Genomic DNA, 26973 nt, shown 5'->3' on the forward strand with positions numbered 1-26973 from the left:
ATCTCGCAATGACAGCAATGCAAATTCTATCAATGACGCAATCTACCCACCCCCAAACCCCCTCCGCAAGGGAGGGGGCTTTTAATCCCCCACGCAAATCGTCATTGCGAGAATCTGCGACTTTGTTAAAAGTTGCAAATTCGTGGCAATCCATTATTTTTCATTGCGATGATTTTTCAATGTCATTGCGAGCGAACGCAGTGAGCGTGGCAATCCACAATGTAAAAAAAGCAAAATAGATTGCCACGCAGTTTCGATTCTAAAGAATCCAAACTGCTCGCAATGACGAAAATTTCTTTGTCATATTGAGTGCGTGAGCGCGAAATATCTCTATTTGAGTTTTTAAGTTTAGAGATACTTCGCTACACTCAGTATGACAAAATGTTTCAGTATGAGAAGTGTTGCCGTCATTGCGAGCGTGGCTACGCCACGCGTGGCAATCCACAAAAGAATTTTGTCATACTGAGCGTAGCGAAGTATCTCAAAGATTTTATTCGTCATTGCGAGCGAACGCAGTGAGCGTGGCAATCTATATTCACAAAGCGCAAAACACACATTTAGCAATTTAATAAAATAGATTGCCACGATTCTAGTCTTTTTAACAAAAGCCTAGAATCTCGCAATGACAGCAATGCAAATTATATCAATGACGCAATCTACCCACCCTCACCCAACGGGTTGCGAGGCGTTAGCCGAAGCAAAAACCCCCTCCGCAAGGGAGGGGGTTTATTTTGGATTGCCACGCGCAACAAGTTGCGCTCGCAATGACATTGAAAATTCTTGCAATGACAAAATTGCAAAATCTCACAATGACAAGAAAACCCACCCCCAAACCCCCTCCGCAAGGGAGGGGGTTTATTTTGGATTGCCACGCAGTTTCGATTCTAAAAAATCCAAAACCGCTCGCAATGACGGAAGCCCCCCACCACAAAAACCCCTACAATGCAAAAACAACCAAAAACCAAAAAAAGAAAAGAAAAAGAAAAAACCAAAACAACAAAAACAAAAAAACCAACCAAACAACCAAACAACAGAAAAAACCAAAAACACAAAACACAAAACACAAAAAAATAAAAAATAAAAACCAACCAAAATAAACAAAAACCCCCAGCCAAAACCTAGCAGATTCTAGGCAGTAGTTCGCCTTGAGGGTATTCCATATATCGCTTTGAGCCCCATTTGTTTTTTAGCACCACGCGGGCATTTGGCATTGCGGATTTGGCAAAATCGCTTGTGAGATTGCCATTTGCGCCTTTTTTGTCGTTTGTTTGGGTTACTTCGCCTATGATTTTGGCGTGTCTCCCTAGCGTATGAGCGCGCAAAATCTCACAGATTTTCTCCGCCTCGCTAGATTTCACGCTCATAGCGCAAACCCCCTCATTTGCTAGCATATACGCCTCTAGCCCTAGTATCTCGCACACTCCGCGCACCTCATCATCGATTTTTATGCACTCTTCATCGATCTCGATAGACGCACCTGAAGCGTTTGCCCATTCGTTTAGCACGGCTGATAGCCCACCACGCGTGGCATCTCTAAGCGCGTGAATCCCAAAATCCCCGCGCAAAATCGGCTCTAGCATAGGAAAAAGCTGTGCGCAATCGCTCTGCAAATGCGACTGCAATCCTATCCCCTCCCTGCTAGCAAATATGCTCGCTCCGTGCGCACCTATGGGGGCTGAAAGTATGATTTTATCCCCCTTTTGCAATGCCTTGCTAGAAATGCCCCTTTTTAGCACTCTGCCTACGCAAGTAGTGTTGATAAACAGCGTATCTAGCGAGCCTTTTGGGAGGACTTTGGTATCAGCACTTAAGATTTTTAAGCCCATTTTTTCTACCTCGCGCTCTATGCTCTCCACCACCCTCTCTAGCGCGCTTGATGCTAGCCCTTCCTCTATCATAAATCCAAATGAGATAAATTCTGGCTTTGCCCCCATCATCGCCACATCGTTGCTACTTCCGCATACGCTTAGTTTGCCTATATCCCCTCCGCTAAAAAATATAGGCGAAATGACAAAGCTATCGGTGCTAAGCGCGAAATCCACGCCATTTTCATCGCTATCTTTGCCACCACATCTGCCCCCCTGCCTGCCCAAATCGCCAACGCCAAAAACGCCCGCGTCCTCCCCCTCACTCACAAAAAACCTCCCCAAATGTGGCAAAAAGATTTTGTTTATTAGCTCATCGCTATCTGCCCCACCACTGCCCGCTGAAAGCGGGATAGTCAAATGCGGATATTTTTGCATAGATTCTCCTTAAAAAAATATCTTGTTATTGTATGTTTTTTATGCAAATTTTTGGCTAAAATGACTTGGCTAATGCTTGCCATAAATCCCAAATAATGCCTGCCCAAAGCTAATCCCGCTATCATTTGTCGGCACGATAGTATGAAAAAAATGTGGGATATTTTCTCTCAAAAACGCCGCGTGGATTTCCTCGCACAATGCCTTGTTTTGAAACACCCCTCCGCTAAAGCACACTTTGATTTGCGCTCCAAAATCTGCGCTAGATTTTGTATCATTTTTCGCGCTAAAATCTATGCTAGATTTCGCGCTAAAATCTGCGTTTTTGCTAAAATCCTCACTAGATTTTAGCGTGCTAGATTTTTGGGTAATGGATTTTTGCACGCTAGATTTTTGGGGGTTTGATTTTGTTGCGCTAGATTTTAGATTTTGCCCGTGTAAAAAATCTAGCGCAAAATCTAGCGCGATAGCACTAAGCGTGCGGATAAATTTCCTAGCCACCACGCGCAAATCCACGCCCAAAAATATATCCTCACAAATGCCATTTATAAACGATTCTAGCTTCACTACGCCATCTTGTATCTCAAATGGATAGCGTGCAAAATCCCCGCTAAAATATCCCAAACTAAAATCCCCTCCAAAATCCCCCAAACTAGAATTTTGCAAACTAGAATCCACCAAATAAGATTCCCTAAAATCCATATCTTGCCCTGCCAAATGCTCCAAACCAAAATCTCCCAAATCAAAACTTTGATAATAAAGCTCCTCTATCAGCGCACCACTTTGCCCCTCATAGCTTGTCTCTTGCAAAATCCCCATCAAGCTAGCCACCCCGTCAAATAGCCTGCCAACCGAAGTTGTTTTATGCGAATTTATGCCTTTTTGCAATGCGATTTTTAAAAACTCGTTGTTTTGAAAATATGTTTCATATTTTGCCTGCATTTTTTCATTGCCACATAGTTTGCTTAGGGCGTATCCCACACGCCAAATCTCTTTTATCGCCACTTCCCCGCCATAGAGGCTAAACTCTTGCAAATGCCCTACCCTACGCGCTTCCCTAAACCCACCAAACAAAAATTCCCCTCCCCAAATATCGCCATTTTCCCCTAGCCCACTCCCATCCCAAATGATTCCCAAAATCTCCTCATCTGCACTGCTAGCCACCTCGCCCAAAATCGCGCATAAATGTGCGTGATGATGATAGATTTGCAAATGCTTAGTCTCGCTTTTTTGTGCTAGATTTTCTTGCATTTGCTTAGCATATCTCACACTCTCATATCGCGGGTGAAAATCACTCACAAGCACGCTAGGGACAAAATCATAAATGCGCGAAAAAAAATCCATAACGCTAAGGTATTTTTCCTGCGTGGCTATGCTAGCTAAATCCCCGATATATGGGCTTAGCATAAACTTTGCGTTATGGCTAGAAATATCGCTACTTGCGTAGCAAAGGGTGGTTTTATCCTGTGCGCCAAATGCTAAAATCTTTTGGGGTTTTTGCGTATTTTTTTGTGTATTTTTTTGCGTGGATTTTTGTGTAGATTTTGATAGATTTTGCGATTTCAAATCTAGTGAATTTGGCAAAATATTTGGTAGCTCAAAATTATGCGGAGTTTTCCCTCTCGCTAGGCGAATGGGACGCATCTCCCCTGCGATAAAGCGCAAAATGCTATCATCAACGCCATTATAAATCCCCCTCTCAAAATCCAAAAAATAATCCGCCACAAATTCTAAACTCTCTTGTGCTTGCCCAATATTTGTGATAATAGGCTCGCCTTTTAGATTTGCGCTTGTGTAGATGATGGGCTTTGCAAAAAAGCGAAACAAAATATGGTGCAACGCCGTATTTGCAAGCAAGATTCCAATGCTAGATAGATTTGGCGCGATTTGCTCCAAAGCTAAATTTAAGGCATTTTTTTTTCGTTGCCTAGCTAGTATGATAGGCGCGCTTTGAGAGATTAGCGCGCTAGATTCCGCGCTATTTAGTATAGCGATTTGCCCTGCGGTGGCGATGTCTTGTGCCATTATGGCAAATGGCTTATAGGGGCGATTTTTCCTCTCTCGCAAGTTTTTTATAGCAAGCGGATTTGTGCTATCACAGATGAGCGCAAACCCTCCAAGCCCCTTTATGCAAATGATTTTGCCAGATTCTAAGTATTTGGCTACTTTTTTTATGGCTGCTTCATTTTTTGCCAATACCTTTTTGCCTTTGTATAGCTTTAGTGGCACGGCGCATTCATTGCACGAAATAGGCTGTGCGTGGTAAAATCTGCTTTTTGTATCGGCATAATCCTTAGCGCATTTTCCGCACATTTGATACGCGCTCATCGCAGTATTTGCCCTATCATAGGGCATAGATTTGATGAGTGAGTATCGCCCACCGCAATTTGTGCAAGAAATAAGATGATAAAAAAAATGACGCGATTTGGGCGAAAAAATATCGCTTAGACAATGCTCGCAAGTGGCTAAATCCTGCGGGATATGAGAATCTAGCGATAAAAAAGCGGGGCTAGAATCTAAGATAAAAAATCCTGCATTATGTGTTTGATTTTGGTGCGTTTTGGATTTTATGATGTTGTGGTATGTTGCATTGCAAATGTGCGAAATATGTATGGAGTGGATTTTGGCATTTGGCGGGAGTTTGGCAAAAAACGCGCTAAAAAATGCAAGAAAATCATTTTTTGTGATTTTTGCTCCATTTTTTATGCTTATTTTTGTAGGATTCACTCCATTTTTTGCGCTTTTTGCGCTTTTTTGAGCATTGCAAAAAATCAAATCTTTTTTCCACAAACCCCCTAAATGTAACGCGTAAAAACGCATAAATTTTTTATGCGCAATGTGGTTGAGAATGTGGTTGCGTTTTTTTGGATTTGCCAAAATCTCGCCTGATAAAAAATCCCCCCAAACATAGTCTATATCAAGATAGATTATCCCATCGCCACCGACATTTACTACCGCCCCGCCTAATCCCAAATCATTTGCTAGATTGCACACAAATGGGCGAAATCCTACGCCTTGAGTGATTCCTTTGCAATGGATTTTTAGCATTTTTTATACTTTATTTTTTGCGATTTGGTTTTGCGCTTTATTTTTTAAAACTTTGTTTTTTTGCTTGGTTTTACGCTTTGTTAGATTTTGGCTAGATTTAGCAAAATCACAAACCCTAATACAGCTGCATACTTATACAATGCAAACTTCCGTGCCATTTGATAAGAGTGCGTGCATTTACCCCCACCACGCGCAAATGTGGCAGTGCGTTTGCCAAAATCTCTAAGGCTTTTTTGTCATTTTTATCATCATAAATGGGGACTAATAGCCCTCCATTTACAAACAAAAAGTTTGCATAGCTAGCGGGCAATCGCTCATTATTTTCATCATAAATCGCGCCGACAAAAGGCAATCGCACAAGATTATAAGGCTCTCCATTTTCCTGCCGAAAGGATTTTAGCTGTGCTTGCATTTTTGATAACTCTTCATAATGCTCATCAGCCCTATCATCACAGCCAATGTATGCAATCGTGCTAGAATCTATAAACCGCGCAAGCATATCGATATGGCTATCTGTATCATCGCCACGCAAATACCCAAAATCCACCCACAGCACGCGACTAGCCCCCAAATATTCTTTTAATTTTGATTCTATTTGTGCTTTGTTTAAATGTGGGTTTCTATGCTTTTCTAGCAGGCAAGCACTTGTGGTGAGAATCGTGCCTGCGCCATCAGTGTCGATACTCCCGCCCTCTAGCACAAAATCTAGCGAAGTCAATGGAGAGGTAAAAATCCCCTCTTTTGCAAGATTTTGGTTGATTTGGTTGTCAAAATCTGCGCGGTATTTCCCTCCCCAGCCATTAAATACAAAATCTATAAGTTGTGTTTGCCTAAAATGCGCTTGCTTAGAGTGCGTTTGCCTAAAATATGTTTGCAAAGAGTGTTTTTTTTCAAAATCTAATTCTAGCGTGATAGCTCCAAAATCTCGCGCCCAAGTGTCATTTGTCCTCACAAAGACAAGGGTTATTTTTTCATTTAAATCAAATGTTTTTAGCGTTTCAAAATCATTGCGATTTGTGATGCCACTAGATTTGCCAAACGCTTTTTGCAAATACAAAAACCCATCAAAATCGTGCGTATCCACGCAAATAATGACTTTTTCAAACTCGCTAATCGCTCTAATAATATCCACAAAACATTCCCTAGCCTCATCAATCTTGCCCGCCCAATCGCTATTTGCGTGCGGAAATGAAAGCAAAATAGAATCTTGCTTTTCCCATTCTGCTTTTAGTCGTAGATTTTTTTGCAAGCGATTTGAGAGAGGATTTGCCCCTGTGTTTTGCGATATTGTTTGCGGTGTTTGTGCTTTCGTAGTGTTTTGTGATTTTGGTTGTGAGATATTTTGGGGCAAGGCATTTGATAGATTTTGCTTATTTGGCTTAGCTATGGACATAAACGCTCCTTTGTAAAAATCTAAAAACGCATTATAACATTTTAAATCTACTCGCTTTATTTTTGCTTTTGTCTTTGGTTTTGTTTGTCTTTGTTTTGACTTTGTTTTGCTTTTGGCTTTGTGCTACTTTGCTAGTCCCCAAACCAAATCCCTCAACGCATTTACCTTGCGTGTGTTAAAATCTAAATTTTTCATACTTTGTGTTAAGAAACTTTGTGTTAAGAAAGGTGGCAATATGGATTCTACTATCAATATTTTTAGCTTTGATTTTTACTCCACGCTGGTGGTGATGGTGGCGGTGCTGATTTTGGGGCGATTTATCATCGCTAGGATAAAGTTTTTGCGTGATTATAATATCCCTGAACCTGTGGTGGGTGGGCTTATCGCTGCGATTTTGATTTTTTTGCTTTATAAATTTATGCAAATAGAATTTAGATTTGATAGCTCGCTAAAAGACCCGCTAATGCTTGCGTTTTTTACTTCTGTGGGGCTAAGTGCGGATTTTGCTTCGCTAAAAAAAGGCGGAAAATTACTTGTTATTTTTTTGGTATTTGTGTGCGGGTTGCTCTTTTTGCAAAATATCATTGGCATAGGCACGGCATATCTTATGGGGGTAAATCCGCTTATTGGCTTGCTCGGAGGCTCAATCACAATGAGTGGCGGACACGGCACGGGAGCGGCTTGGGCAGATATTTTTAAAGCCGCGCCATATCATTTTAGCGCGGCTACGGAAGTGGCGATGGCGTGTGCTACTTTTGGGCTTATTATGGGTGGGATTATCGGTGGTCCTGTGGCTAGATTTTTAGTCAAACGCTACAAGCTAAAAGTCCCAAAAGCACGCGAACAAGAGGAAAACCTAAGCGGATTTGAAGCCCCGACAAAAGAGAGGCTTATCACTTCGACAAGTTTTGTAGAATCACTAGCCCTAATTGCGATTTGCCTGCTTATTGGCACGATGCTAAAGGGCTTTGAGCGCAGTTACTTTGGCGAGAGTCAAGGGCTAAATTTGCCTACTTTTGTGTATTGTTTATTTTGTGGCGTAGTGTTGCGAAATCTTTTAAGCGCGCTAAAAATCCATCAGGTTTTTGATAGAGAAGTCTCTGTCATCGGCAATGTCAGCCTCTCACTATTTTTGGCATTTGCGATGATGAGTATAAATCTGTGGGAGCTAGTGGCGTTAGCCTTGCCTATGCTTGTGATTTTGTCTATACAATCGATTGCTATGGCGTTGTATGCGATATTTGTTACATTTAGATTTTGCGGGAGGGACTATGATGCGGCGGTTTTGGCAGCGGGGCATTGTGGATTTGGGCTTGGGGCTACACCTACGGCTATGGTAAATATGCAGACCGTTACTTCGCACTATGGGGCTAGCCATATCGCTTTTATCATCGTGCCTTTGACAGGTGCTTTTTTTATCGACATTATCAACGCTATCGTGATACAAAGCACACTTAGCGCATTTATCAGTGGGTAGATTTTGCGTATTTTTAGCTAGATTTAGCCAAAAAACGCTGTAAAAATCCGCAAGATTTTTATGACAATCTATTATCTATCATACTAAAACGCATAGTCCGAAGTATCCAAAAAAGCACGAATCTAAAAGAAAGATTTGCGCTAGATTTTGCAGGATTGCGAAAAAAAATAAAGCGATTTAAAAAAACGCATTTGACAAAGGCTACTAAGGGATTGCCACGCAAATGTTACTTTTTACAAAGTTGCAGATTCTCGCAATGATGATTTACTTGTGGGATTAAAAGCCCCCTCCATTGCGGAGGGGAAATCCTGTCATTGATAGAATTTACATTAGCTGTCATTGCGAGATTCTGCGCATAGCGTAGAATCGTGGCGATACACACTACAATATAAGCAAAGTAGATTGCCACGAATTTGCTAGCGCAAATTCTCGCAATGACGGTAATGTAACCTTCAACGACAAAGTCGCAAATTCTCTCAATGACAAATCTACCCACCCCCCAAACCCCCTCCGCAAGGGAGGGGGAATCTTTATCGTCATTGCGAGCAGTTTGGATTCTTTAGAATCGAAACTGCGTGGCAATCTATTTTGCTTATTTTGCATTGTGGATTGCCACGAATCTGCAACTTTTAACAAAATTGCAGATTCTCGCAATGACGATTTGAGTGCGAGATTAAAAGCCCCCTCCGCAATGGAAGTGGAATAAGAAATGTGCCAATCCACAATGGAAGCAGAAATCCTGTCATTGAAAAAATTTGCAACGCTGTCATTGCGAGAATTTGCGCTAGCAAATTCGTGGCAATCTATTTTCTTGTCATTGTGAGAATTTTCAATATCATTGCAAGCAATTAGAGCGTGGTTTTGGATTGCTAAGCGGATTGTTGATAAATCCACTCGCAATGACTAGGCAAGGCTTAGATTTAGGGCTTTTTGTAGTTTGCCTTGCTCCAATCAAAATTATCATAAATTTGCAAGATTTTATTTTCATCAAGCATTTCAGGGTCGATTCGTGTGCCAACCAAATCGCTTTGGCGAATTTCATCTAGCGTAAAAGCATTTTTAATCGCATTTTCATTGCCACTAGCGCGAGAATTTTTAATAAATGGGAAATGATAGTTATTTAGCTCTGTGTGGTATGTGATTCGTGCTGGTCTATAAAACAAGCCTTCATAAAATAATTTACGCTCTTTATCGGGAAACCACACATTAAAGCGTAGTCCATTGTTGCAGATTAGCCAATGGTCTGTGCCGACATTCCAAAAATTACCTTGTGCGTTTGAGCGGATAAATACGCTATTATCTTTGATTAGCGTGTCGATTCGTGCGATTACTAGCCTTTCATAACACTTTTTTGGCAAGTAAAACGCTTTATACAGCTTCTTTGCGTCATAGATATGGTCGCAGTCGATTTTGATAAGCCACTGATTTTTGGGGATAAATGATAGGGCAAAATTATAGTAATTATGCAGCATATTTTCTTGCGCCTTTGGGGTGTGAATCTCAATGTGGTGCGGATATTTCGCAGGGATAAACGAAGGATATTTGGCACAAAAATCTAGTATGATTTCTTCGCTACCATCCGTGCAGTCATTATAGGCAATAACACCGCGCTGAATAGCGGGTAAAATGCTTTCTAAACACGCTTTCAAGGTAATGGCTTCGTTGCAAACTCTTATAAAAGCCCAAGGATTTAGCGGGGATTTAGGATTTTGTGCGTTTTTATCAAAGTCAAAGTAGCCAAAATGCGTCTTTTGTGGAATCTTGTGTGGATTTTTGGCTAGATTTGCTTGATTTGTAGAGTTTGCGTAGTTTATGAAGTTTTTAGTGTTTTTGTGGCGTAAATCTTGTGCGTGTTTTTTATCGCTTTGGATTTTATCTAGTAGATTCCCCCCCCCCCTCTCTCTCTCTCTCTCGATTTCCGCATTTATAGGAACTGCGCGGTTTTTAGTGATGAAATATTCATTAGTATGTGCGTTGATTTGTGCTAAAACTTCATGTGGCAAGTGTGAATCGATTTTGTCAAGCGTGATGATTTTGTCGCTACAATATTTATCAAAAACCGCGTTTCTAGCTTTTCTGCGATACTTGCCAAATGGAATAAAATTGCATAAAAATTGCAAAATCATTCGTTTGGTTAGAAAGATTGCGTAATCTAGCACTCTGCACCTCATTAAAAGAAAAATTTAAAGCGTGATTGTAACCAATTTTTAAAGTATAATTACCCTTTTTTATCGCCACAGAATCCAAAATCGCGTTTTACAAAGTAAAATTTAATGGAGAAAATTATGGATTTAAATAAGATTTTAGATAGCTCAAATTTAGCATTTAGCACCGCGCAAAAGGTTTGCAAGTGGGTTGCTTTCGCGCTTTTTGCGCTTTATGTCATTGTGGCAAAAATGTATGCAGGGGCGATTTTGCCAGAATTTTGGCTTGGCATTGTGGGCGTAGTCGCGCTCGTGCTACTCTCACAAAAGCAGACTTTTAGGGTGGGCGTGTGTTTTGCTTATGGCTTTTTCGCGCTTTTTGGTGTGCTTTGGATACTCTTTTTTGTAGGCGCATTTGATGAATCTACACTGCAAGAAGTGCTTATAAGTATCTCAAACGAGCAAGGCATAAACGCACAAGCTGTCCCTGTGGTAACGACATTAGGTGCTTGTGCTTTAATCCTCTTAACGCTCATCGCGTTTATCTTAACTTGGATTCAAAAGTTTGCATCAAAAATCCCTAGCATTTTTTTGGGCTTTTTGGTATTAGCCCCGCTTGTGTATCTCGCCCCAGAGCCACTTTATGCAACGCTTTTCCCGCAAAAGTATTATGAAAGCACAGAAAAAGTTTCGTCTCAAGATGAAATTACCCAAAACCCTTTGCCCCTTGATTTTAGCAAGTTTTCAAAGCCCATAAGCGATGAGATTATCAAATCTATGCCAAAATCCCCAAAAGGCTTTAAATACTTCCCGCAAGATAAAATTCAGTTGCAAGCCCTTGTTAATGATTTCAGCATAGATTTGGGCGACATTGATACTTCGGCTATCACTTCTATGGCATTTTTGTTTCAATACTCAATGCGACCACATTATAATGGTTTGGAAAAATGGGATACTTCAAGTGTGCGTGATATGAAATTTATGTTTAGGGGTGCGGCGCATTTTGATGACGCTATCCATTTCATCGATAAATGGGACACTTCAAAGGTTGAAGATATGGACTATATGTTTGCAGATATAGGCGGAGCGGAGTTAAGGCTTGATAAATGGGACACTTCAAGCGTAACGAGTATGCGGGGAATGTTTTCTTTTGCAAGGTATTTTAATTCGCCCATTGATAAATGGAATGTAACCAAAGTTAAAGATATGTCAAAAATGTTTTACGGCGCAGATGAGTTTGCGCAGGATTTAAACAAATGGAAGGTAAGAAAGGATTGCAATACTACCGATATGTTTATGGGTGCGCTCTATATGGAGGAAAATCCGCCGTTGTGGTTTGTTAATATGCAAAAGCGTGCCAAAGATTCAGCACAAAAGGCAGTTGATGACATTTTCGCGCTAAATTTAAGCGGTGGCGCAAAATCGCCCGACAAACTCACGCCAACTTTGCTTGAAAACGCTCTCAATGTCATTTACAAAGACGGCGACTATCGGCTTCACAATGCTAATGATTACTACAAAAAAATAAGCGATGAAAAAATCGCTAAACTCAAAAAAGCCTACGAACTTGCCAAAAAGCCAGACAAAGCGCAAATGATAGATCTCAAACAAAGCATTTTACAATCCTGCACTGAACCTAATCCCTGCACCGCAGAAAAAGAATTTGAGCCAGAAGAATTTGAATTAGAGCAGTTAGCGGGGTTACATTATGGGATTGATTATCTTAGCCTTACTTTGATAAGTAGCGGGGATTTACAAGATAAGTATTTTGAAGAGGCGTTAAATGGTTTGCGAAAGCTTGGCTTCCCTATGTGGCTAGATGATGATACGCCCACACGCAGCATAGCTTTGTATTTTTATGGTTTGCAAATTTTAAGCTATGTCGATGATGAAAGCCCTGCGTATAAGGCAATCTACAACGAATCCAAAAAAGACTTTGCTCAATTTAAAAAAGTGCTTGAAAGCAAGGATTATGAGAATTTAAAGGGCTTTTTGGAGTGAAAATTACGCAAAATCTAAATGCAAATTATTGATTTAATTTTGGGTTATTGATTGTGCTTTTTGTTTAGATTTGTATGTTTTGGATTGCCACGAATCTGCTACGCAGATTCTCGCAATGACGAAAATTTAATATTTTGTCATTCTGAGCGGAACGAACGCAGTGAGTGTAGCGAAGAATCCAAATCACACGGCGTTTTGTTTTTAGATTCGCGTGGTTTGGATACTTCGCTACAAGCTACGCTTTTCGCTCAGTATGACAATAAAAGCGTGGATTGCTTCGCTCCCTCGCAATGACGAAAAAATTACGCTTTGATTCGCGCAAATCACAATCGAAGTAGTTGCAGAAAATGACAAGCGACTTGCGCGGAAGTATCTTTAGGCGATTTCGTGGGTTTTCGAGCGCGAAAGCACGAAATAGAACTAGAGCGTTCATTGAGTGCTTGAGCGCGAAGAATCCCGCGAAAGCGTCAAAGAGACAACGCACATTAGTTTATTTCAGCGTCTCCATATCGATTACATACCTAAACTTCGCCTTCCCTGTGGTAAGCTTCTCATACGCCTCATCGATTGCGCCCTCATTTGCGCTAATGATTTCAGTCTCGGGGTAAATGCCGTGCTTTAGGCTAAAATCTAGCATTTCTTGCGTTTCTTTCATTCCGCCGATTACTGAGCCATACACACGCCTATGTCCCGCAAAGACAAGCGATGAGAGGCTAATATTTGGCATTACCTCGCTTGGTGGCAACCCCACCACGCAAAAATCCCCGCCATACGCCAAAAGATTCACATACTCCATAGGCTCGTATTTTGTGGGAATCGTAGAGATGATGACATCAAATCGCTCTTTGACTTGCGCGAGATTGTCAGTCGTGTAGAGTGCCTTTGCGCCCATTTTTAGCGCGTCTTGCTCTTTGTTTTTGTTTCGTGCAAACACGCTCACTTCCGCGCCCATTTGAATTGCGTATTTTAACGCCATTACGCCAAGTCCGCCAAATCCCGCTACGCCTACTTTATCCCCCGCTTTGACTTTGCTAAATTTTAGTGGCGAATAGGTTGTGATTCCCGCGCAAAGCAGTGGCGCGACTTTATCTAGTGGCGCGTCCTTTGGCACGACAACGGCAAATTTTTCGCTTACCACGATATTGTTGCTATATCCGCCAAAGGTGGGCGCATTGTCGTGGAATCTATCGATACAATCATAAGTAAAAACCGCGCCACTCATACAAAACTGCTCTTGAGATTGCTTACACGCCTCGCATTCGCCACACGCATTTACCATACAGCCTACCCCTGCGTAATCGCCGACTTTAAATTTTTGCACCCCGCTTCCTACGGCGACTACACGCCCTGCGATTTCGTGCCCTGGCACCATTGGGTAGATTCCCTCTCGCCATTCACTTCGTGCGCTGTGAATGTCGCTGTGGCAGATTCCCGCGTAGAGAATTTCTATCAAAATATCGCCCTGCCCTAGCGCGTGGCGCGAAAAATCAAAGGGCTTGAAACTATCGCTTTTATGCGCTACGGCGAAACCTTTCGCGCTTATGCGCGCTCCGCTTTTGACTTCCTCTAAGTTTGAATCTAGTAACATTTCTTATCCTTTCAAATGAAATTTTTGGATTTTTAGTAAGATTTCAAGTGAAACCAAAAATCCAAACGCAATTATAAAACCTGATAGCAACTCTAAGTCAAGGGTTTTTGTGAAAAATTTTGCAAAAAATTTTTGATAAAACTTGTGAAAATGCAGAATCTAGCAAAATCAAAATGCAAATAAATACGCATAATTTTTGATTAAATAAAGCTTAAATTAAATATTTTTGAGGTAAAATGTGCGTTTTTTTATTTCCAAATTGAAGGATACGCGATGGGCGAAAATTATGCGATATTTAAAAATGGTGGCAAGCAGTATAAAGTCGCGCAGGGCGATATTTTGCTACTTGACAAACTTGGCAAAGAGCCAAAAGACAAGCTAGAATTTGACGAAGTGCTAGCCCTGCATAATGGCAAGGAGCTAAGCATTGGCACGCCTTTGCTAAAAGGCGCGAAAGTGCAAGCAGAAGTCATAAACGAGGGCAGAGGCAAGAAAATCATCGCCTTTAAGAAGCGCAGACGCAAAGACAGCAAGACAAAGCGCGGATTTCGGCGGGATTTTACACGAGTGAGAATCGTAGCTATCGCAGGGTAGATTCTAGGATTTAAAGCACAGCAAACACAAAAACTTGGTTTGCAAAAGACGCATTTTGAAATATAATGATTTCAAAGGGCAATAAACGCGCGAAGGATTTTTGGATTTAGGGTGTCTTAGTGGCGAGCGCGGATAATGAGCGTGGATAGCAAGCATAGATAAAATGCAGCAATTCATCAAGCAAAGCCACTAAGACAAGTTTTGCAGAATCTAGATTCTCTAAAAACGCCCCCCCCCCCCCAAAAAAAAAGAGCTAAAAAACTAAGCGCAACCAAACTTAATACAAAGGAGATGACAAAATGGCACACAAAAAAGGACAGGGTAGCACCCAAAACAACCGCGACTCAGCAGGACGCCGACTAGGGATTAAGAAATTTGGCTCACAATTTGTGCGAGCGGGCAATATCATAGTCCGCCAACGAGGGACTAAAATCCACGCAGGCGATAATGTCGGCATCGGCAAAGACCACACGATTTTCGCGCTTATCGATGGCGTGGTGAAATTTAGCCAAAAATCAAAACTACGCAAAAAAGTCTCTGTGATAGCGCAAGGCGATGTAAAACTAGCCCAAAGCGCGCAGACTACCAAGACAGCACAAAACACAAAAGCCACTCCAGCCAAAAAGCCAGCTTCAAAGAGTGTGGCAAAAACAAGCGCAAAAGCGACAAAGGCGTAAAACTCGCGCCAACGCATAATGAAAAAGTGTAAAAAACTCACTTTGAATGGCGTTTGCCTCTTTCGCACATTTGTATGTGCCGTGCTATTTGCAGGGCTTAGCGTAGCGAATGCCGATGAATATGAAGACGCGCTAATGCGCTTTCTCAATGTCTCGCAAGCTAACGCCGCGCTAAATCAAATGCTTGATGACAAACAAGCCCTAAACGCGCTCTATGCGGAGTATGGCAACAAACTTAGCAAGGCACAAAAAGCCCAAATCGCCCAAGCCTACAACGAATATATGAGTGGCGCGTATAATGATATGCTAGCCCTCCTGCCGAGCATTTACAAAAAATATCTCTCTCTTAGCGATTTGCAAGAGCTTATCAAATTTTACCAAACACCGCTTGGGCGCAAGCTCGCTAAAATGCAAGTCGCAATGGTAAAAGAGGACTTAACCCCGCTAATGATACAAATCCTCCAAAAGCACCTCCCCAATTTTTCAGCAAAAATTTCAAGCGATTTTGCAACAATGAGATTTTAAAATCTAGACGCGCAAGCAAGCGATAAAGCAACCAAAATCAACAAAGCGCGAATGCAAAATCTCATTTGTAGGATTTAGAAATGTTTGTCGATAGCGTAGATATTTTTATCACTTCGGGCAATGGCGGGGCTGGGTGCGTGAGCTTCCGCAGAGAAAAATTCGTCATACAAGGCGGACCTGATGGTGGCGATGGTGGCAGGGGTGGCGATATAATCTTTGAAGTGGATAACAACGCCCACACGCTAGCAAACTTTCGCGGCAAAAAGCACCACAAAGCCCAAAATGGCGAATCTGGCAAGCCTAAGCGATGCGCGGGCAAAAGTGGGGCGCATTGTATCATCAAAGTCCCGCTTGGCACGCAAATTAGCGATTTTGAGAGCGGGGAGGTTTTGTGCGATTTTGACAAGGATTTTAGCAATGCTACCAAAGGCGAAAACGCGCAATTTGTCGCGCTAAAGGGAGGCAAAGGGGGCTTAGGCAATGCGCATTTTAAAACCGCGACAAACCAAGCCCCAACCTACGCTCAAAAAGGCATAGCAGGGCAGTCTCGCCACATAAAATTAGAGCTAAAGCTCATCGCTGATGTGGGCTTAGTGGGCTACCCAAATGTCGGCAAATCCACGCTCATCTCCACGCTCTCAAACGCCAAACCCGAAGTGGCAAACTACGAATTTACCACGCTTACACCGCATTTGGGCGTGGTGGAGGTGGGCGAAAATCCTAAAGGTTTTAATGGGGTAGATTCTTTTGTGATGGCTGACATTCCGGGCATAATCGATGGGGCAAGTGCGGGCAAGGGGCTAGGATTGCAGTTTTTGCGACACATCGAGCGCACGAAGTTTTTGCTTTTTGTGCTTGATTGCACGCGGGCGGGATTTGATGGGGGTTTAAGCGTGGAGGCGCAGTTTGCAAACCTAAGGCGCGAGCTAAAATCCTACTCAAGCACGCTAGCCACACGCCCCTATGGAATCGCGCTTAGCAAGATTGACGCCCTGCCAAACCCACAGAATCTAGCGCGAAATAAAGCGCAAAATCCGCAAAATAAATCGCAAAAACAAGCGCGAAATCCGCAAAATGCAGAATCTAGCGCGAAATATTTTGGGCTAGATTTTAGTAGCGCGGATTTTACCAATGCGGATTTTATGAGCGCAGGTTTTAGTAGCGTGGATTTTGCCAAACCTGCGTTTATCCTGCCAATCTCTGCGATTACAAGGCACAATCTCAATGCGCTTGTTAGCGCGCTTTGCAACGCATTGCAAAATCCACAATCAAACACACAAAAATTCTAACTCCCCAAAATCCCCATAAATCTTACAAAAACTTCACAAGCCTTAACCGTATTTTTTAAACCTTGCCAAGACATATTTTTGATTTGTCTTTTTGGCTTTTAAGCAAACTTTAAGCAGGGGGGGGGGTAGAATTGCTTAAATTTTTCATTCAAGGAGGATTTGCAATGGCAATGATACAAAAACTTCAATACCTATCAAATAAAAAAGGCAAAAAACAAGAACCTGTAAGCAAGGGAGAGTGTTTTGGTTTTACACAAAACGGAGAAAAGTATTTCCAACTTGATACTTATGGCAGAGAAAACAGGCAAAACCCAAATCAAAAAAGCCAACAAATACAGCTTGATAAACAAAGTGCCACCTATCTTGTAAATATCCTTATTGAATTTTTTGATTTAGAAATAGATTTAAAAGTCAAATAAGGAGTAACTATGCGAAAATCAAAAACCTTAATGTTAATTTTAAGCGTAGTAAGCACATTATTTTTACTATGTGGTTGTAGCTTTTTTGGCGGTGGGGAAAATGGATTTGTGAAATTTTATGAGCCAAGTATGACGCACGAACAAGTGGCTACAGCAAAATCTAGTTATGACTATCCAAGTCAAATCAAAGGCATAGATTCTAATAGTGTCGCACAATTAGAAGCAGATACAAACCGACTTGTGTTTTATTATAATTGCTCTATTATAGGCACAAGTAGCTTTTTAGGTCCTCTAAACAAAGAAAATAATCCAACAGAAGCAGCTGAAAAAGTAGGGGCAAATTTCTATCTTACTCTTACAATATTTGATAAAACAATAAGTGGCACTTACACTACCTTTGTGCCGACATATTCGACCACTACGACAACAACCAATAGTAATGCTAACGCTTATGGCTCTGGTGGCTACGCCTATGGTAGCGGGAGTAGCACAGGGGTTTCTACAACACGCTCTAGCACACCTGTAACCAACTCATACAGCATCGATAGATATGACCAAGAAGCTATATTTTTTCTCTGCCCATAACCTAAATATAAGGAAGTCCAAATGAAATCTTTTAAAATTTTGTTAATTGCATTAACACTCATAAATCTACTCTATGCTGATGAATCAAATAGTCAATCCATAGAGCAAACCATAGAATGTATAGAAAAAAACAACAAAAAAGCGTGTCAAATCCTCATTGAGAGCAATGCACTCTCTAGCCTAAAAGAATGCGTGGCAACTTGCCAAAGCATAGGGATTGATGGCTGGTGTCCTAAATCGTGCAATTCCATAGGGGCTGTCTATACAAAAATAGGTGATTATAATCAAGCAATGGAATATTTTAAAAAATCCATTAGCTTAGGAAATGAGTATTCATACAACTATTTCCCATACTTGCATTACAAAAGTGGCAATATGGAAACCCTGCAAATATTAGACACAAAATGCAACCAAAACAAAAACAAAGAATTGCAAATCTTTGCTTGTAACACATTAGGTGAAATTTATCTTGAAGGAAGAGGTATTTTTGGTGTGGGCAAAGGTGTAGGGCAGAATTATAAAAAAGCTTTTGACTACCTAAAAAAAGCTTGTGAGATGGGAGTAGAGAATTCTCAATATGGGTGTCATAAAATTGGGATTTTGTTACGCTATGGCGATGGTATGAGACAGGATATTCAAAGTGCAAAATCATATTTTGGCAAAGCGTGTGATTTAGGGAATCAATCAGCTTGCAATCAATACAACAGCCTAAATAAGCAATAAAAAGCAAAATACCTCTCCGCCTAATGCCGATTATTTTTTAGCAAAGTTTGGCATAGATTTTGTCTATTTACGATATGTCCCATCAATCTCAAAATCATCTAAATCTAGCCCTACCCCCTCGATGATTTTTTGGATATTTGCTTGTATGGCTTGCCCATTTGCGTGCGTATAAAACATAAAATCTCCAAAATTATACTCCACTATATTTGCGCTCTCTGGAAAATCCTTTATTTCAGTAGAAATACATCTTGGACAATCCATTGAGATAAATTCCGCAAATTCTCATTGATTTTTGCTACAATTTCACTTTTTTGCACGATTCACAAAGTATTTTACAATTTTTTACAAAGAATAATTTTTTAGATTTAGCATTTGTGGCGTTTGATTTTTGACTTCACTGCAAAGGTAGCCTATGCGGACACATTTCTTACAATCGCTATTGTGTGCAGGATTTAATTTGCATTATTTTTCATTATCCGAGCAAAATCACAAAGGGTGGCAAACAATGATTAGGGCGATTTTTGCACTGCTTTTTATAAGCGCGTTAAACGCACAATCTACGCCAAAATCTACACTAGAATCTAACCCGCAAATCACAGAATCTAGCGCAAAATCCACGCAAAATGTGATAGATTCTGCAAATGATTCTATCATTTCCCCCCCCCCCCAAATTTGTCGCATTCTGCAAAATCTAAATTAGATTCCACAGCGGATTTTGCAAGTTTAGATTCCGCACCGCAAAAAAATCTAGCGCAATATTTTGCCACAAATCCCGCATTTGGCGACAAACAAAATGCGATTCGGTTAGAGTTTGGCGCAAGTGTGCGAAGCAAAGGCTTTGAAAATCTCTATCAAGTCGAATTTATCTATTCACAACCAAATCGCTTTTTTCGCATTCACGGGCGGCTAAATCTCGAATTGGGCGGATTTTTTGGCTTTGGGCGTGGCTTTGATAAAACGAATTTCAGCGCGTTAAATCTCGCATTTGCAGGGATTAGCGAGGATATTTTGCTCCCGCTTTTTGTAAGCCAAAACTACGGCAATCTTTACACAGGGCTTGGCATCGGTGCATATATCAAAAACAAGGGCGAATTGCGTGTGGGCTCAAATTTCACCTTTGGAGAGCGCGTGTTTGTGGGCTATTTGTGGCGTAGTTTTAGCTTTGAAATCTTTGTCAAGCATTTTAGCAATGGCACTTTAAGCCTCCCAAATAGCGGGCATAATTTCTTTGGAATCACAAGCGGATATGTGTTTTAGTCGCAAAAATATAAGCGCGGATATTTTGAGTGCAAAAAATAAAAAAAACAATGTATTTAAGTAGGATTTGAAAATACAAGATTTTGAAATGCAGAATTTTGTAAGCAAGTTTTTAAATGCAAGATTTTGTAGCACCAAGATTTTAGGGCACAATGCTAAAAAATGATTTTGTGTTTTTGTAAGTTTTTGTAGCATTGTTGCAAATGTTTGCAAAAAAGCAATCTATGTCGCAAAATCCTAGCGACTAGATTTTAGCAAATCTTTTAATCGCAGTTGCTCTTGTCTAGCCGCTATGTATTGTATGTGAGCGATTTTGTGCGCTAGCTTTGCTTGGGTTATTTGATGAGTGTCGTTGCTTTGGATTGCTAGATGTAGATTTTGCCTTGCAGATTCTAGTTTTTGCTTTGTGTGGGCGATATATTCCTCCATTTCTTTTAGCACCGCTTCATCATCGCAATTTTTTAGCAAAGATTCTAGCTCATTTTTTGCTTTTGCTAGTTTGTCCTCATCTCTTTTTTTGTAGGATTGATAGGATTTTACCCCCTCTTTTGCTTTGTCTATCTTATACTCACACACCGCCCCTCCTAGCGCACTCCCCTGCCACAAAACACACAAAAAGCAAAATCCAAAACGAAACTTCATTTGTATCCCTAATCGTTTTTAAGATTTTATAAAATCTTATTCGCTCATATTATATGCCTGCTCTCCGTGCAAGCGCGCATCTAGCCCCTCTTCTTCTATGTCATCTCTCACGCGCAAATCCGTTATAAGCGAAATCCCCTTAAAAATCACAAAACTAGCCACCGCGGACAATCCTACGCACACGATAATAGCAAAAATCTGCTCCAACAATAACGCAAATGAGCCACTAATAAGCAACCCCTCGCCCAAAGCACCATCTGCGACTATGTCAGGATTTACCGCGCCACTTGCAAAGAGCCCCACAGCGACACCGCCCCAGATTCCGCCTATGCCGTGCAGTGAAAACGCATCAAGGCTATCGTCCCATTTGAGTTTGTATTTGATATAAAATAGCCCAAAGTAGCACACCAGCGCGCTTATCATACCGATTAGCACGCTTGACCAGATTCCCACAAACCCAGCTCCCGGGGTAATCCCCACAAGCCCAGCCACAAGCCCGCTTAAGCCACCTAGCACCGTTGGTTTTTTGTGCTTTATCCATTCAAGTAGCACCCAGATTAAAAACCCGCTTGCCGCTGAAATAATCGTTACGATAAAGGCATTTACCGCGATGTCATTTACCGCGCCAGCACTACCTGCATTAAACCCTAGCCAGCCGATAAAAAGCAAAATCGCGCCCAAAAACGCATACGGCACAGAATGCGCACCGCTTGTCGAAGCGGGAGTTTTACGCGCACCCACGAGTAGCGCGCCTACAAGCCCAGCCACACCAGAGCTAATATGCACGACTCCGCCACCTGCGAAATCCAAGCTCCCTCTAGATTCTAAAAATCCGCCACCCCAAATCATATGCGCGAGCGCGTCATACACCACCGTGCTCCAAACGAGCAAAAACACCACCAGCACGCCAAGCTTAATCCGCCCCACAAGCGAGCCTGTGATAATCGCTGAAGCGATAAGCGCAAACATCATTTGAAAGAGCATAAAAAGGATATTTGGCACGCCATCATCGTTAAACCCGCTAATCCCAGCAAGCGCGAAATTCTCTAAATTCCCGATAATGCCAGCATTATCCCCGCTAAAACTTAAACTAAAGCCCACGATAATCCACTGCAAAGTAATCACGCCAAAGACGATAAAGCCGTTCATTATGGTATTTAGGGTGTTTTTGGTCCCCACCATACCAGAATAAAACATCGCCAGCGCAGGCGTCATCAGCAGGACTAAAAGTGAGCATAGCATTATGAAACTTGTGTTTATAGCATTCATTGTTGTCCTTTTTGCTTTTGTAGCAAACTAGAATCCTAACAATGCTTTGAAGTGAAGTCGTGCGATTTTATGCTTTTAAATAGCTTAAAAAGTCGCGCGGATAAATGCAGAAACTTTTGTCGTATGTAGAGGTTACAAATGCCAATACAAAGCATTTCACACGCCTCATACAAAGCAATCGTAATATAGATTCTAAAATGTTGGTAGCCCATCGGCTACGAAGCGAAATATAATCAAAATTTGTTAAAAATATGTTAATTTTGTGTGGCGAAAAAAAGAAAAAATCGCAAAAATAACGCAAGGTAAAATATCATTTTACAAATGAGAAAATCTGCAATAAAAAAGGTAAAAAAAAACATAAACTTACTAAAAAAGCTAAGATAAAAAATAAAGAGAGTTTTTGATTTATTTTTGGCTTTATTTGGTTTGGATTTTCATAAAGCAATGTTTAGAAAAGCAATGTTTGGATTTTGAGATTTGTGAAATAAGATTTTGATATGTAATGTTTGATAGTGGTCGGAGTAGCGGGATTCAAACCCACGACCTCACCCACCCCAAGGGTGCGCGCTAATCAGGCTGCGCCATACTCCGTTATCAAAAAATCAAAACGGCTATTATACAATAGTATTTTATGATTTTCATATTTTTGGTTTTTTATTTTGAGCTAGAAAATTTCAAAACTTAAATTTTGGGTTAGATTTTGCTTAAAATCCAAAAACCATAAAAGGAGTGCCAAAATGGCGTGGTGTAACTTTTGCAAAAAACTAAGAGTGCGTAGCACGGATTTTATTTTTATGATAATAATGTGCGTGATTTTGTATTTTGTGTATAAATGGCAGTTTGAAAAAATCAGCCAAGAGCGCGCCAAAAAACTACAAACCCAACAAAGCCAACAAAAATCACAAGCCATAGATTCAGCCCAAGACGCACAAACCAAAGCCCAGCTTTTGCAGATTATGCAGTTTTTGCAGTCTGCGTGTGATAGGGGCGATAAGCAAGCCTGCGAACAACTCCAAAAACATAAATCCACGCAAAATGCTACTAAAAATCCTATGCAAAATCCATAAATAAAAATCTTAATTTTTTAGTGTATAATGCAGGATTTCTAAATAAAATCCGCAAATAAACGCAAAAATCAAACTAATCCAAAATCTACCAAACCACAAAAAACACCCTAAAAAACTCTAAAAACTAAGGAAGCACAATGAAACCCACAAAGACAACGCTAGCCCGACTCTTAAACCTCAAAAATCCCATAAAAACCCGCATCAAAAATCTAACCTCTGCAAAACAAAATCAAACTAGCAAAAATCTTGCAACCAGCTCTATGTTTGCGGTATGTTTGCTAGGTATTTTTGGGCTAAATGGTTGCTTTGGATACAGGGCATTGCCAAGCGTGCAAAATCCACAAGAAAACCCGCCACCAAGACAATGCGCTAAAATCCAAAGTGTGGTAATCGGGCTTTTAGATGATGTGCCTTGCGAGGATTGCGCTCAAAAAGATGGCATAAAAGAGCTAGAAACGCCCAAAAAAGCAAAAAAGCCAAAAAACGCTAGCAAGACACAATCAACAAACGCCGATAATGACGAAAATGCCACGCAAAATGAGCCACAAAATGCACTAGGCATCACGCAAGATGAGGCAAATCAAGCCCTTTTAGCAGGGCTAAATGACTTATGTGATGAGCTACAAGAAAACTATGTGGTAAGCCTGCGATATGCGAGCAAAATGACGCAAAGCACCACAAAAGGCGTATTTGTCGCCACAGATACCAAGCAAGCGAGCGTAAAAATCGAGCTAGAATTTGTCCCAGATTTTTTCAATGGCGAGCGCAGAAGGTTTAGTGCTAGGGCAAATGCACAAATGGAAATCAAAGGCAAAAAAGTGCTAGAAATCGGCAAAAAAATCGATTTAGAGCCAAAAGATAGGGCGTATTTGTTGCGCAGGGCTATGGACTCTGCGATAAAAGAAATCACCAAAGGCATAAACAAAGCTAGGGCAAGCGGGCAAAAAGAGGCAAAACAATAAAACGCGTAGCCAAAAAGCGCAAAATCTATTTTGTAGAAAAATCTAGCTCATAGCAAAATCAAAGCAAATCAAAATCAATCAAAATAAATTAAAATAAAGGTAGCAAAATCTATGAAACATATTTTTGTTGTTGCATTTATGGGGTTTTTTATAGTGGATTTTGGATTTTGCTTGCAAGCTATAATGCAAACAAGCACGCAAAATATCGCACAATCAATCACGCAAACTATCACCAAATCAAGCACGCAACCAAAAAAACAAAGCCCCCAAAATCTACAAAACCCCATAAAAATCGCCACAAAGCACACAAACAAGCAATCTAAACCACCCCATAAGCAAAGCAACAGCGCAAATGCAAATCCCCAAAATATGCAGGCATTTATTGTAAAATGTGAGCGGTGTATCATCTATATTTCTTTTGATGACATAGAAATGGCGAGGCTAAAGAGGGAATTTGGCGAGGAGGGATTTTATGAAGTGGTTGATGATATGTTTTATCACAACGGCGAACTATGGGAATACGCACAAGCAAATGGCATAGAGGTTTTTTCTATCGACCCTAGCGAATACGGCTTTGTCGCGTTTGCCGATATGACGCTAAAGACAAGCGAACACAAACGCACGCATTGGATGTGTCTAAAAGATAGATTCCCCCAACAAATCGAATACCTAACAAATCCACAAGAAGAAATAAACACATATTTTAAAATCCCCCCTTCTTAGATTTTGTTCTTAGATTTTGTGCGCATTTTTTCGCGCTACACAAACTGCATAAATTTTGTTGCATAAATTTTGGCGTGTTTTTTGCACTTCGCTTTGCAAAAATCTATTTTAATGCAAAAATCTATTTAGCCCCAAAATCTAAGTCGTAAAACTCACGCCACAAAACCGCACCACCAAACGCACACAATGCAAACAATCTTAAATTTCTATTCTTGTTTATCTAAAAAATTTTCATCACAAAAACTATTTGCGTGCAGGTTTTTAAACGCATTTTGGAGGGATTTAAAAAGCATAGGATTGCTAGATTCTAGCGTGCTTAGTAGCTCTTTGGTGTTTGCGCGTGCTTTTGGGCGCTTGTCCTCTGGTAGCCAATTTATCGGGCAGTTGCAATCTGGGGCGATATAGATTCCATTATTTGCGATAAAATCACGGATTTGCCTCTCGCGCAAAAAAATCATCGGACGAATTACAAAAAGCCCATTTTGCGCTTTATAGATGGGAGGCATCGAGCGCAACGCACCATTAAAGGTAAGATTCATTAAGAAGCTCTCCGCTGCGTCATCTAGGTGATGCCCTAATGCGATTTTATTAAACCCACCTTGCAACGCCTGCGTATAGAGGCTACCCCTCCGCATACGCGAGCAAAAACTACAATAAATCGTCCCCTCTCTTTTATGCTCTTCTAAAATCTTATAAATATCGGTGCGAATAAGCTGATATGGTATCTCATTTGCCTCGCAATACTCCGCTATACACTCATACTCCCCACCGCGTCCATAGTCAATCGTAATCGCTTTAAACTCAAACTTAAAAGGCGCGTGCTTTTTCATATACGCCAAAATGCTAGCTAGTAGCGTAGAGTCTTTCCCCCCGCTAAGCCCTAGCAAAATCTTATCGCCCTCTTTTATAAGCCCATATTTTGCGTTTGTGCGCCCCACGATATTTAGGATTTTTTTGCTTATGGTTGGTGGGGGCAAGTTTTTGTTTGGGGTAGATTTTTGCTGTCTTGGTTGTGTTTGCTGTTTTTGCTGTTTTTGTGTGGGGTTATCTTGCAAAATGTCTTTTTTTGCAGTGGTTTTTTGTGTCATTTGATTGCCTTTTTGGATTTTAGATTTTGCCAAAATCTAATTTAAGTCATTCTAGCAAAAATTCGTATTCATAGATTTTTGGCTGTATTTTTGTGGCTAAATCATTTAGGGCTAGGCGTAAGTTTGCTAGCAAGTCATTATAATGAGAATCCTCGCTTTTTGCGTTTAGCTTGCCCTGCTTGCCGTTTTTAGATTCGCTTCGTCCTTGAAAATACTCTTTTATGTCATACAAACTTGCGTCATTTAGGTATTTTTCGCTAGATTTTGCCTGCGCGTGATAATATCGCCATAGCTCTAATCCCGCGCTAAAAACGGCTTTTGCCTCGCTTGAAAAAGTCATTTTTTCATTTGGGACAAAGCAGTCAAGAAGTGTCCCATTTTTGACTTTGCCCTCCATAAATCGCACCATAAAATCGCTTTGAAACGCTTCTTTTGCGCCGACTTCTTGCTCGCTAAATGGGATAAAGTGGTTTATGCCATCTTTTGAAGTGATTTTATTTTGTCCAAAAAATAGCGCGAAAGCTAGGCAATCGTTGTGAAATTCTGTGTCTTGTCGCCATTTATTTTTGGGAAACAAAAATTGGTCTTTATTATTTATCCACGAAGCCTTGATAGCGTGGCGGACGGCAAAATATACACAAAATGGAATCAAATTATATTTGGTAATTTGGGCTAATTTATGTTGTTTAATATCGCTTTGTGTGGGTTGTTTTGTTATGTAAATTCCGTTTTGAATCTGCATATCCACACCGGGCAAAATCAACCAAGCTAAATTTTCGTTATTTTTGTCATAAAATTTACGAAGCCACGCACTAATAAACTTATTTTCTACATAGAAATTTTTTTTACAAATTTTCTTATTGTTTTCATCAAAAATCTGAACTCGAATCTTTTTAATATCTTTCTTGTTGCCTAAATCCCACACCAAAAAACAGATAGGAAATGCGCCGGGCACATTATCAAATGTATAACTCGGGACGGCAAATCCCTTTAAAAATTTTGCCTTAAATAATTGCCTAAATTTACTAAAATTTTGAGAGTTTATATGCTTTGGTGTGGAAAAACTCCCCAAAATACAATTTGGAATCTCTTTATAAATTCGCACAAAAAATTGCGCAAAAAGCTCGCGCATACTAGTGCCAAATTCGCTTGAATATTCTCTATAAGTATTATAATCTTGGGCAACAGCGATTTTTGCGCTATTGTTTGCATTTCTTATAGAGCGTTTATTGCCGTGTTCTGCATAGGGCGGATTGATAAAA

General features: G+C 40.7%; 30 protein-coding genes, 1 tRNA gene and 2 pseudogenes. 19 read left to right on the forward strand and 14 right to left on the reverse strand.

Annotation, left to right across the window (positions count from 1 at the left end; all coding sequences use genetic code 11):
• Positions 1-17: 17 nt before the first annotated feature.
• On the forward strand, positions 18-239 hold the full coding sequence (locus ACWIUO_RS06345) for a hypothetical protein (protein ID WP_454177069.1): 222 nt from the start codon (positions 18-20) through the stop codon (positions 237-239).
• 20 nt (positions 240-259) lie between these two features.
• Here the strand turns inward: ACWIUO_RS06345 and ACWIUO_RS06350 are convergent, their stop codons facing one another.
• On the reverse strand, positions 260-445 hold the full coding sequence (locus ACWIUO_RS06350) for a hypothetical protein (protein WP_454177070.1): 186 nt from the start codon (positions 443-445) through the stop codon (positions 260-262).
• Between ACWIUO_RS06350 and ACWIUO_RS06355 the strand changes: the two genes are divergently transcribed.
• Together ACWIUO_RS06355 and ACWIUO_RS06360 are read left to right on the forward strand one after the other, a co-directional pair.
• On the forward strand, positions 411-569 hold the full coding sequence (locus ACWIUO_RS06355) for a hypothetical protein (protein ID WP_454177071.1): 159 nt from the start codon (positions 411-413) through the stop codon (positions 567-569). The genes ACWIUO_RS06350 and ACWIUO_RS06355 overlap by 35 nt on opposite strands.
• Positions 570-631: 62 nt before the next feature.
• Positions 632-1081 carry a hypothetical protein gene (locus ACWIUO_RS06360; protein WP_454177072.1) on the forward strand — a complete coding sequence of 150 codons (450 nt, stop codon included), beginning with the start codon at positions 632-634 and terminating at the stop codon, positions 1079-1081.
• A gap of 37 nt (positions 1082-1118) precedes the next feature.
• Here the strand turns inward: ACWIUO_RS06360 and hypE are convergent, their stop codons facing one another.
• The 3 genes from hypE to ACWIUO_RS06375 all read right to left on the reverse strand — a co-directional run bounded on the left by hypE (position 1119) and on the right by ACWIUO_RS06375 (position 6681).
• Positions 1119-2243: a hydrogenase expression/formation protein HypE gene (gene hypE, locus ACWIUO_RS06365; RefSeq protein ID WP_454177073.1), complete on the reverse strand. Its 1125-nt coding sequence runs from the start codon at positions 2241-2243 to the stop codon at positions 1119-1121.
• Between the two features lie 69 nt (positions 2244-2312).
• Complete coding sequence (locus ACWIUO_RS06370) at positions 2313-5288, reverse strand: Kae1-like domain-containing protein (RefSeq protein ID WP_454177074.1); 2976 nt, start codon at positions 5286-5288, stop codon at positions 2313-2315.
• 115 nt (positions 5289-5403) lie between these two features.
• Complete coding sequence (locus tag ACWIUO_RS06375; RefSeq protein ID WP_454177075.1) at positions 5404-6681, reverse strand: agmatine deiminase family protein; 1278 nt, start codon at positions 6679-6681, stop codon at positions 5404-5406.
• A 235-nt stretch (positions 6682-6916) separates the two neighbouring features.
• Between ACWIUO_RS06375 and gltS the strand changes: the two genes are divergently transcribed.
• Positions 6917-8158 (forward strand): sodium/glutamate symporter, encoded by a 1242-nt coding sequence (gene gltS, locus ACWIUO_RS06380; protein WP_454177076.1) that lies wholly within the window; start codon positions 6917-6919, stop codon positions 8156-8158.
• A 226-nt stretch (positions 8159-8384) separates the two neighbouring features.
• Here the strand turns inward: gltS and ACWIUO_RS06385 are convergent, their stop codons facing one another.
• Genes ACWIUO_RS06385 through ACWIUO_RS06395 form a run of 3 tightly spaced genes read right to left on the reverse strand, consistent with a single transcriptional unit; the run spans position 8385 to position 10317 of the window.
• Positions 8385-8567, reverse strand: a complete 183-nt coding sequence (locus tag ACWIUO_RS06385) for a hypothetical protein (RefSeq protein WP_454177077.1) — start codon at positions 8565-8567, stop codon at positions 8385-8387.
• Positions 8540-9052: a hypothetical protein gene (locus ACWIUO_RS06390; RefSeq protein ID WP_454177078.1), complete on the reverse strand. Its 513-nt coding sequence runs from the start codon at positions 9050-9052 to the stop codon at positions 8540-8542. The genes ACWIUO_RS06385 and ACWIUO_RS06390 overlap by 28 nt, the downstream gene beginning before the upstream one ends.
• 26 nt (positions 9053-9078) lie before the next feature.
• A complete protein-coding gene (locus ACWIUO_RS06395) occupies positions 9079-10317 on the reverse strand; it encodes a beta-1,4-N-acetylgalactosaminyltransferase (RefSeq protein WP_454177079.1) in 1239 nt (412 codons plus the stop codon).
• A gap of 126 nt (positions 10318-10443) precedes the next feature.
• Between ACWIUO_RS06395 and ACWIUO_RS06400 the strand changes: the two genes are divergently transcribed.
• A complete protein-coding gene (locus ACWIUO_RS06400; protein WP_454177080.1) occupies positions 10444-12303 on the forward strand; it encodes a BspA family leucine-rich repeat surface protein in 1860 nt (619 codons plus the stop codon).
• Positions 12304-12363: 60 nt separating this feature from the next.
• On the forward strand, positions 12364-12597 hold the full coding sequence (locus tag ACWIUO_RS06405) for a hypothetical protein (RefSeq protein ID WP_454177081.1): 234 nt from the start codon (positions 12364-12366) through the stop codon (positions 12595-12597).
• 196 nt (positions 12598-12793) lie between these two features.
• On the opposite strand, the gene ACWIUO_RS06410 is transcribed toward ACWIUO_RS06405, so the two are convergent.
• Positions 12794-13891 (reverse strand): NAD(P)-dependent alcohol dehydrogenase, encoded by a 1098-nt coding sequence (locus tag ACWIUO_RS06410; protein WP_454177082.1) that lies wholly within the window; start codon positions 13889-13891, stop codon positions 12794-12796.
• Between the two features lie 273 nt (positions 13892-14164).
• On the opposite strand from ACWIUO_RS06410, the gene rplU reads away from it, so the two are divergent.
• From rplU to ACWIUO_RS06445, 7 genes and pseudogenes are all read left to right on the forward strand, one after another.
• Complete coding sequence (gene rplU, locus ACWIUO_RS06415) at positions 14165-14485, forward strand: 50S ribosomal protein L21 (RefSeq protein WP_454177083.1); 321 nt, start codon at positions 14165-14167, stop codon at positions 14483-14485.
• A gap of 299 nt (positions 14486-14784) precedes the next feature.
• Positions 14785-15030 (forward strand): annotated as a pseudogene (gene rpmA / locus ACWIUO_RS06420) (50S ribosomal protein L27); the annotation flags it as partial.
• A gap of 150 nt (positions 15031-15180) precedes the next feature.
• On the forward strand, positions 15181-15687 hold the full coding sequence (locus ACWIUO_RS06425) for a DUF2059 domain-containing protein (RefSeq protein WP_454177084.1): 507 nt from the start codon (positions 15181-15183) through the stop codon (positions 15685-15687).
• Positions 15688-15767: 80 nt separating this feature from the next.
• A complete protein-coding gene (gene obgE / locus ACWIUO_RS06430; RefSeq protein WP_454177085.1) occupies positions 15768-16976 on the forward strand; it encodes a GTPase ObgE in 1209 nt (402 codons plus the stop codon).
• Between the two features lie 164 nt (positions 16977-17140).
• Entirely contained in the window at positions 17141-17395 is a 255-nt protein-coding gene (locus ACWIUO_RS06435; RefSeq protein WP_454177086.1) for a hypothetical protein, read from the forward strand.
• Positions 17396-17404: 9 nt separating this feature from the next.
• Positions 17405-17980, forward strand: a complete 576-nt coding sequence (locus tag ACWIUO_RS06440; protein ID WP_454177087.1) for a hypothetical protein — start codon at positions 17405-17407, stop codon at positions 17978-17980.
• A gap of 21 nt (positions 17981-18001) precedes the next feature.
• Entirely contained in the window at positions 18002-18703 is a 702-nt protein-coding gene (locus tag ACWIUO_RS06445; RefSeq protein ID WP_454177088.1) for a tetratricopeptide repeat protein, read from the forward strand.
• 63 nt (positions 18704-18766) lie between these two features.
• Here ACWIUO_RS06445 and ACWIUO_RS06450 read toward each other — a convergent pair whose 3' ends face one another.
• The gene (locus ACWIUO_RS06450; RefSeq protein WP_454177089.1) at positions 18767-18964 is read right to left on the reverse strand and encodes a hypothetical protein; all 198 of its coding nucleotides are present in this window, start codon (positions 18962-18964) and stop codon (positions 18767-18769) included.
• 244 nt (positions 18965-19208) lie between these two features.
• On the opposite strand from ACWIUO_RS06450, the gene ACWIUO_RS06455 reads away from it, so the two are divergent.
• The gene (locus ACWIUO_RS06455; protein ID WP_454177090.1) at positions 19209-19403 is read left to right on the forward strand and encodes a hypothetical protein; all 195 of its coding nucleotides are present in this window, start codon (positions 19209-19211) and stop codon (positions 19401-19403) included.
• A complete protein-coding gene (locus ACWIUO_RS06460) occupies positions 19376-19960 on the forward strand; it encodes an acyloxyacyl hydrolase (protein WP_454177091.1) in 585 nt (194 codons plus the stop codon). The genes ACWIUO_RS06455 and ACWIUO_RS06460 overlap by 28 nt, the downstream gene beginning before the upstream one ends.
• A gap of 237 nt (positions 19961-20197) precedes the next feature.
• Here the strand turns inward: ACWIUO_RS06460 and ACWIUO_RS06465 are convergent, their stop codons facing one another.
• A complete protein-coding gene (locus tag ACWIUO_RS06465) occupies positions 20198-20602 on the reverse strand; it encodes a hypothetical protein (RefSeq protein WP_454177092.1) in 405 nt (134 codons plus the stop codon).
• A gap of 36 nt (positions 20603-20638) precedes the next feature.
• A complete protein-coding gene (locus ACWIUO_RS06470; RefSeq protein WP_454177093.1) occupies positions 20639-21871 on the reverse strand; it encodes an ammonium transporter in 1233 nt (410 codons plus the stop codon).
• A gap of 104 nt (positions 21872-21975) precedes the next feature.
• On the opposite strand from ACWIUO_RS06470, the gene ACWIUO_RS06475 reads away from it, so the two are divergent.
• Positions 21976-22104 (forward strand): hypothetical protein, encoded by a 129-nt coding sequence (locus tag ACWIUO_RS06475; protein ID WP_454177094.1) that lies wholly within the window; start codon positions 21976-21978, stop codon positions 22102-22104.
• A 280-nt stretch (positions 22105-22384) separates the two neighbouring features.
• Here ACWIUO_RS06475 and ACWIUO_RS06480 read toward each other — a convergent pair.
• Positions 22385-22462 (reverse strand) — tRNA-Pro (locus tag ACWIUO_RS06480).
• 146 nt (positions 22463-22608) lie between these two features.
• Between ACWIUO_RS06480 and ACWIUO_RS06485 the strand changes: the two genes are divergently transcribed.
• The 3 genes from ACWIUO_RS06485 (at position 22609) to ACWIUO_RS06495 (ending at position 24623) form a co-directional block, all read left to right on the forward strand.
• Positions 22609-22938: a hypothetical protein gene (locus ACWIUO_RS06485; protein ID WP_454177095.1), complete on the forward strand. Its 330-nt coding sequence runs from the start codon at positions 22609-22611 to the stop codon at positions 22936-22938.
• 137 nt (positions 22939-23075) lie between these two features.
• Positions 23076-23900, forward strand: coding sequence for a hypothetical protein (locus ACWIUO_RS06490; RefSeq protein WP_454177096.1), 825 nt, complete (start codon positions 23076-23078; stop codon positions 23898-23900).
• 111 nt (positions 23901-24011) lie between these two features.
• Entirely contained in the window at positions 24012-24623 is a 612-nt protein-coding gene (locus tag ACWIUO_RS06495) for a hypothetical protein (RefSeq protein ID WP_454177097.1), read from the forward strand.
• A 206-nt stretch (positions 24624-24829) separates the two neighbouring features.
• On the opposite strand, the gene ACWIUO_RS06500 is transcribed toward ACWIUO_RS06495, so the two are convergent.
• Together ACWIUO_RS06500 and ACWIUO_RS06505 are read right to left on the reverse strand one after the other, a co-directional pair.
• The gene (locus tag ACWIUO_RS06500; RefSeq protein WP_454177098.1) at positions 24830-25711 is read right to left on the reverse strand and encodes a tRNA 2-thiocytidine biosynthesis TtcA family protein; all 882 of its coding nucleotides are present in this window, start codon (positions 25709-25711) and stop codon (positions 24830-24832) included.
• A 46-nt stretch (positions 25712-25757) separates the two neighbouring features.
• A pseudogene (locus tag ACWIUO_RS06505) lies at positions 25758-26973 on the reverse strand (hypothetical protein); the annotation flags it as partial.

The organism is Helicobacter sp. T3_23-1056 (assembly GCF_053654535.1).

Bases quoted from the DNA above. Each gene is read 5' to 3' on its own strand.
- ACWIUO_RS06345 (WP_454177069.1), top strand. From the start codon at position 18: ATGCAAATTCTATCAATGACGCAATCTACCCACCCCCAAACCCCCTCC.
- ACWIUO_RS06360 (WP_454177072.1), top strand. From the start codon at position 632: ATGCAAATTATATCAATGACGCAATCTACCCACCCTCACCCAACGGGT.
- hypE (WP_454177073.1), bottom strand. From the start codon at position 2,243: ATGCAAAAATATCCGCATTTGACTATCCCGCTTTCAGCGGGCAGTGGT.
- ACWIUO_RS06370 (WP_454177074.1), bottom strand. From the start codon at position 5,288: ATGCTAAAAATCCATTGCAAAGGAATCACTCAAGGCGTAGGATTTCGC.
- ACWIUO_RS06375 (WP_454177075.1), bottom strand. From the start codon at position 6,681: ATGTCCATAGCTAAGCCAAATAAGCAAAATCTATCAAATGCCTTGCCC.
- gltS (WP_454177076.1), top strand. From the start codon at position 6,917: ATGGATTCTACTATCAATATTTTTAGCTTTGATTTTTACTCCACGCTG.
- ACWIUO_RS06400 (WP_454177080.1), top strand. From the start codon at position 10,444: ATGGATTTAAATAAGATTTTAGATAGCTCAAATTTAGCATTTAGCACC.
- ACWIUO_RS06410 (WP_454177082.1), bottom strand. From the start codon at position 13,891: ATGTTACTAGATTCAAACTTAGAGGAAGTCAAAAGCGGAGCGCGCATA.
- rplU (WP_454177083.1), top strand. From the start codon at position 14,165: ATGGGCGAAAATTATGCGATATTTAAAAATGGTGGCAAGCAGTATAAA.
- ACWIUO_RS06425 (WP_454177084.1), top strand. From the start codon at position 15,181: ATGAAAAAGTGTAAAAAACTCACTTTGAATGGCGTTTGCCTCTTTCGC.
- obgE (WP_454177085.1), top strand. From the start codon at position 15,768: ATGTTTGTCGATAGCGTAGATATTTTTATCACTTCGGGCAATGGCGGG.
- ACWIUO_RS06435 (WP_454177086.1), top strand. From the start codon at position 17,141: ATGGCAATGATACAAAAACTTCAATACCTATCAAATAAAAAAGGCAAA.
- ACWIUO_RS06440 (WP_454177087.1), top strand. From the start codon at position 17,405: ATGCGAAAATCAAAAACCTTAATGTTAATTTTAAGCGTAGTAAGCACA.
- ACWIUO_RS06445 (WP_454177088.1), top strand. From the start codon at position 18,002: ATGAAATCTTTTAAAATTTTGTTAATTGCATTAACACTCATAAATCTA.
- ACWIUO_RS06450 (WP_454177089.1), bottom strand. From the start codon at position 18,964: ATGGATTGTCCAAGATGTATTTCTACTGAAATAAAGGATTTTCCAGAG.
- ACWIUO_RS06455 (WP_454177090.1), top strand. From the start codon at position 19,209: ATGATTAGGGCGATTTTTGCACTGCTTTTTATAAGCGCGTTAAACGCA.
- ACWIUO_RS06465 (WP_454177092.1), bottom strand. From the start codon at position 20,602: ATGAAGTTTCGTTTTGGATTTTGCTTTTTGTGTGTTTTGTGGCAGGGG.
- ACWIUO_RS06470 (WP_454177093.1), bottom strand. From the start codon at position 21,871: ATGAATGCTATAAACACAAGTTTCATAATGCTATGCTCACTTTTAGTC.
- ACWIUO_RS06475 (WP_454177094.1), top strand. From the start codon at position 21,976: ATGCAGAAACTTTTGTCGTATGTAGAGGTTACAAATGCCAATACAAAG.
- ACWIUO_RS06485 (WP_454177095.1), top strand. From the start codon at position 22,609: ATGGCGTGGTGTAACTTTTGCAAAAAACTAAGAGTGCGTAGCACGGAT.
- ACWIUO_RS06490 (WP_454177096.1), top strand. From the start codon at position 23,076: ATGAAACCCACAAAGACAACGCTAGCCCGACTCTTAAACCTCAAAAAT.
- ACWIUO_RS06495 (WP_454177097.1), top strand. From the start codon at position 24,012: ATGAAACATATTTTTGTTGTTGCATTTATGGGGTTTTTTATAGTGGAT.
- ACWIUO_RS06500 (WP_454177098.1), bottom strand. From the start codon at position 25,711: ATGACACAAAAAACCACTGCAAAAAAAGACATTTTGCAAGATAACCCC.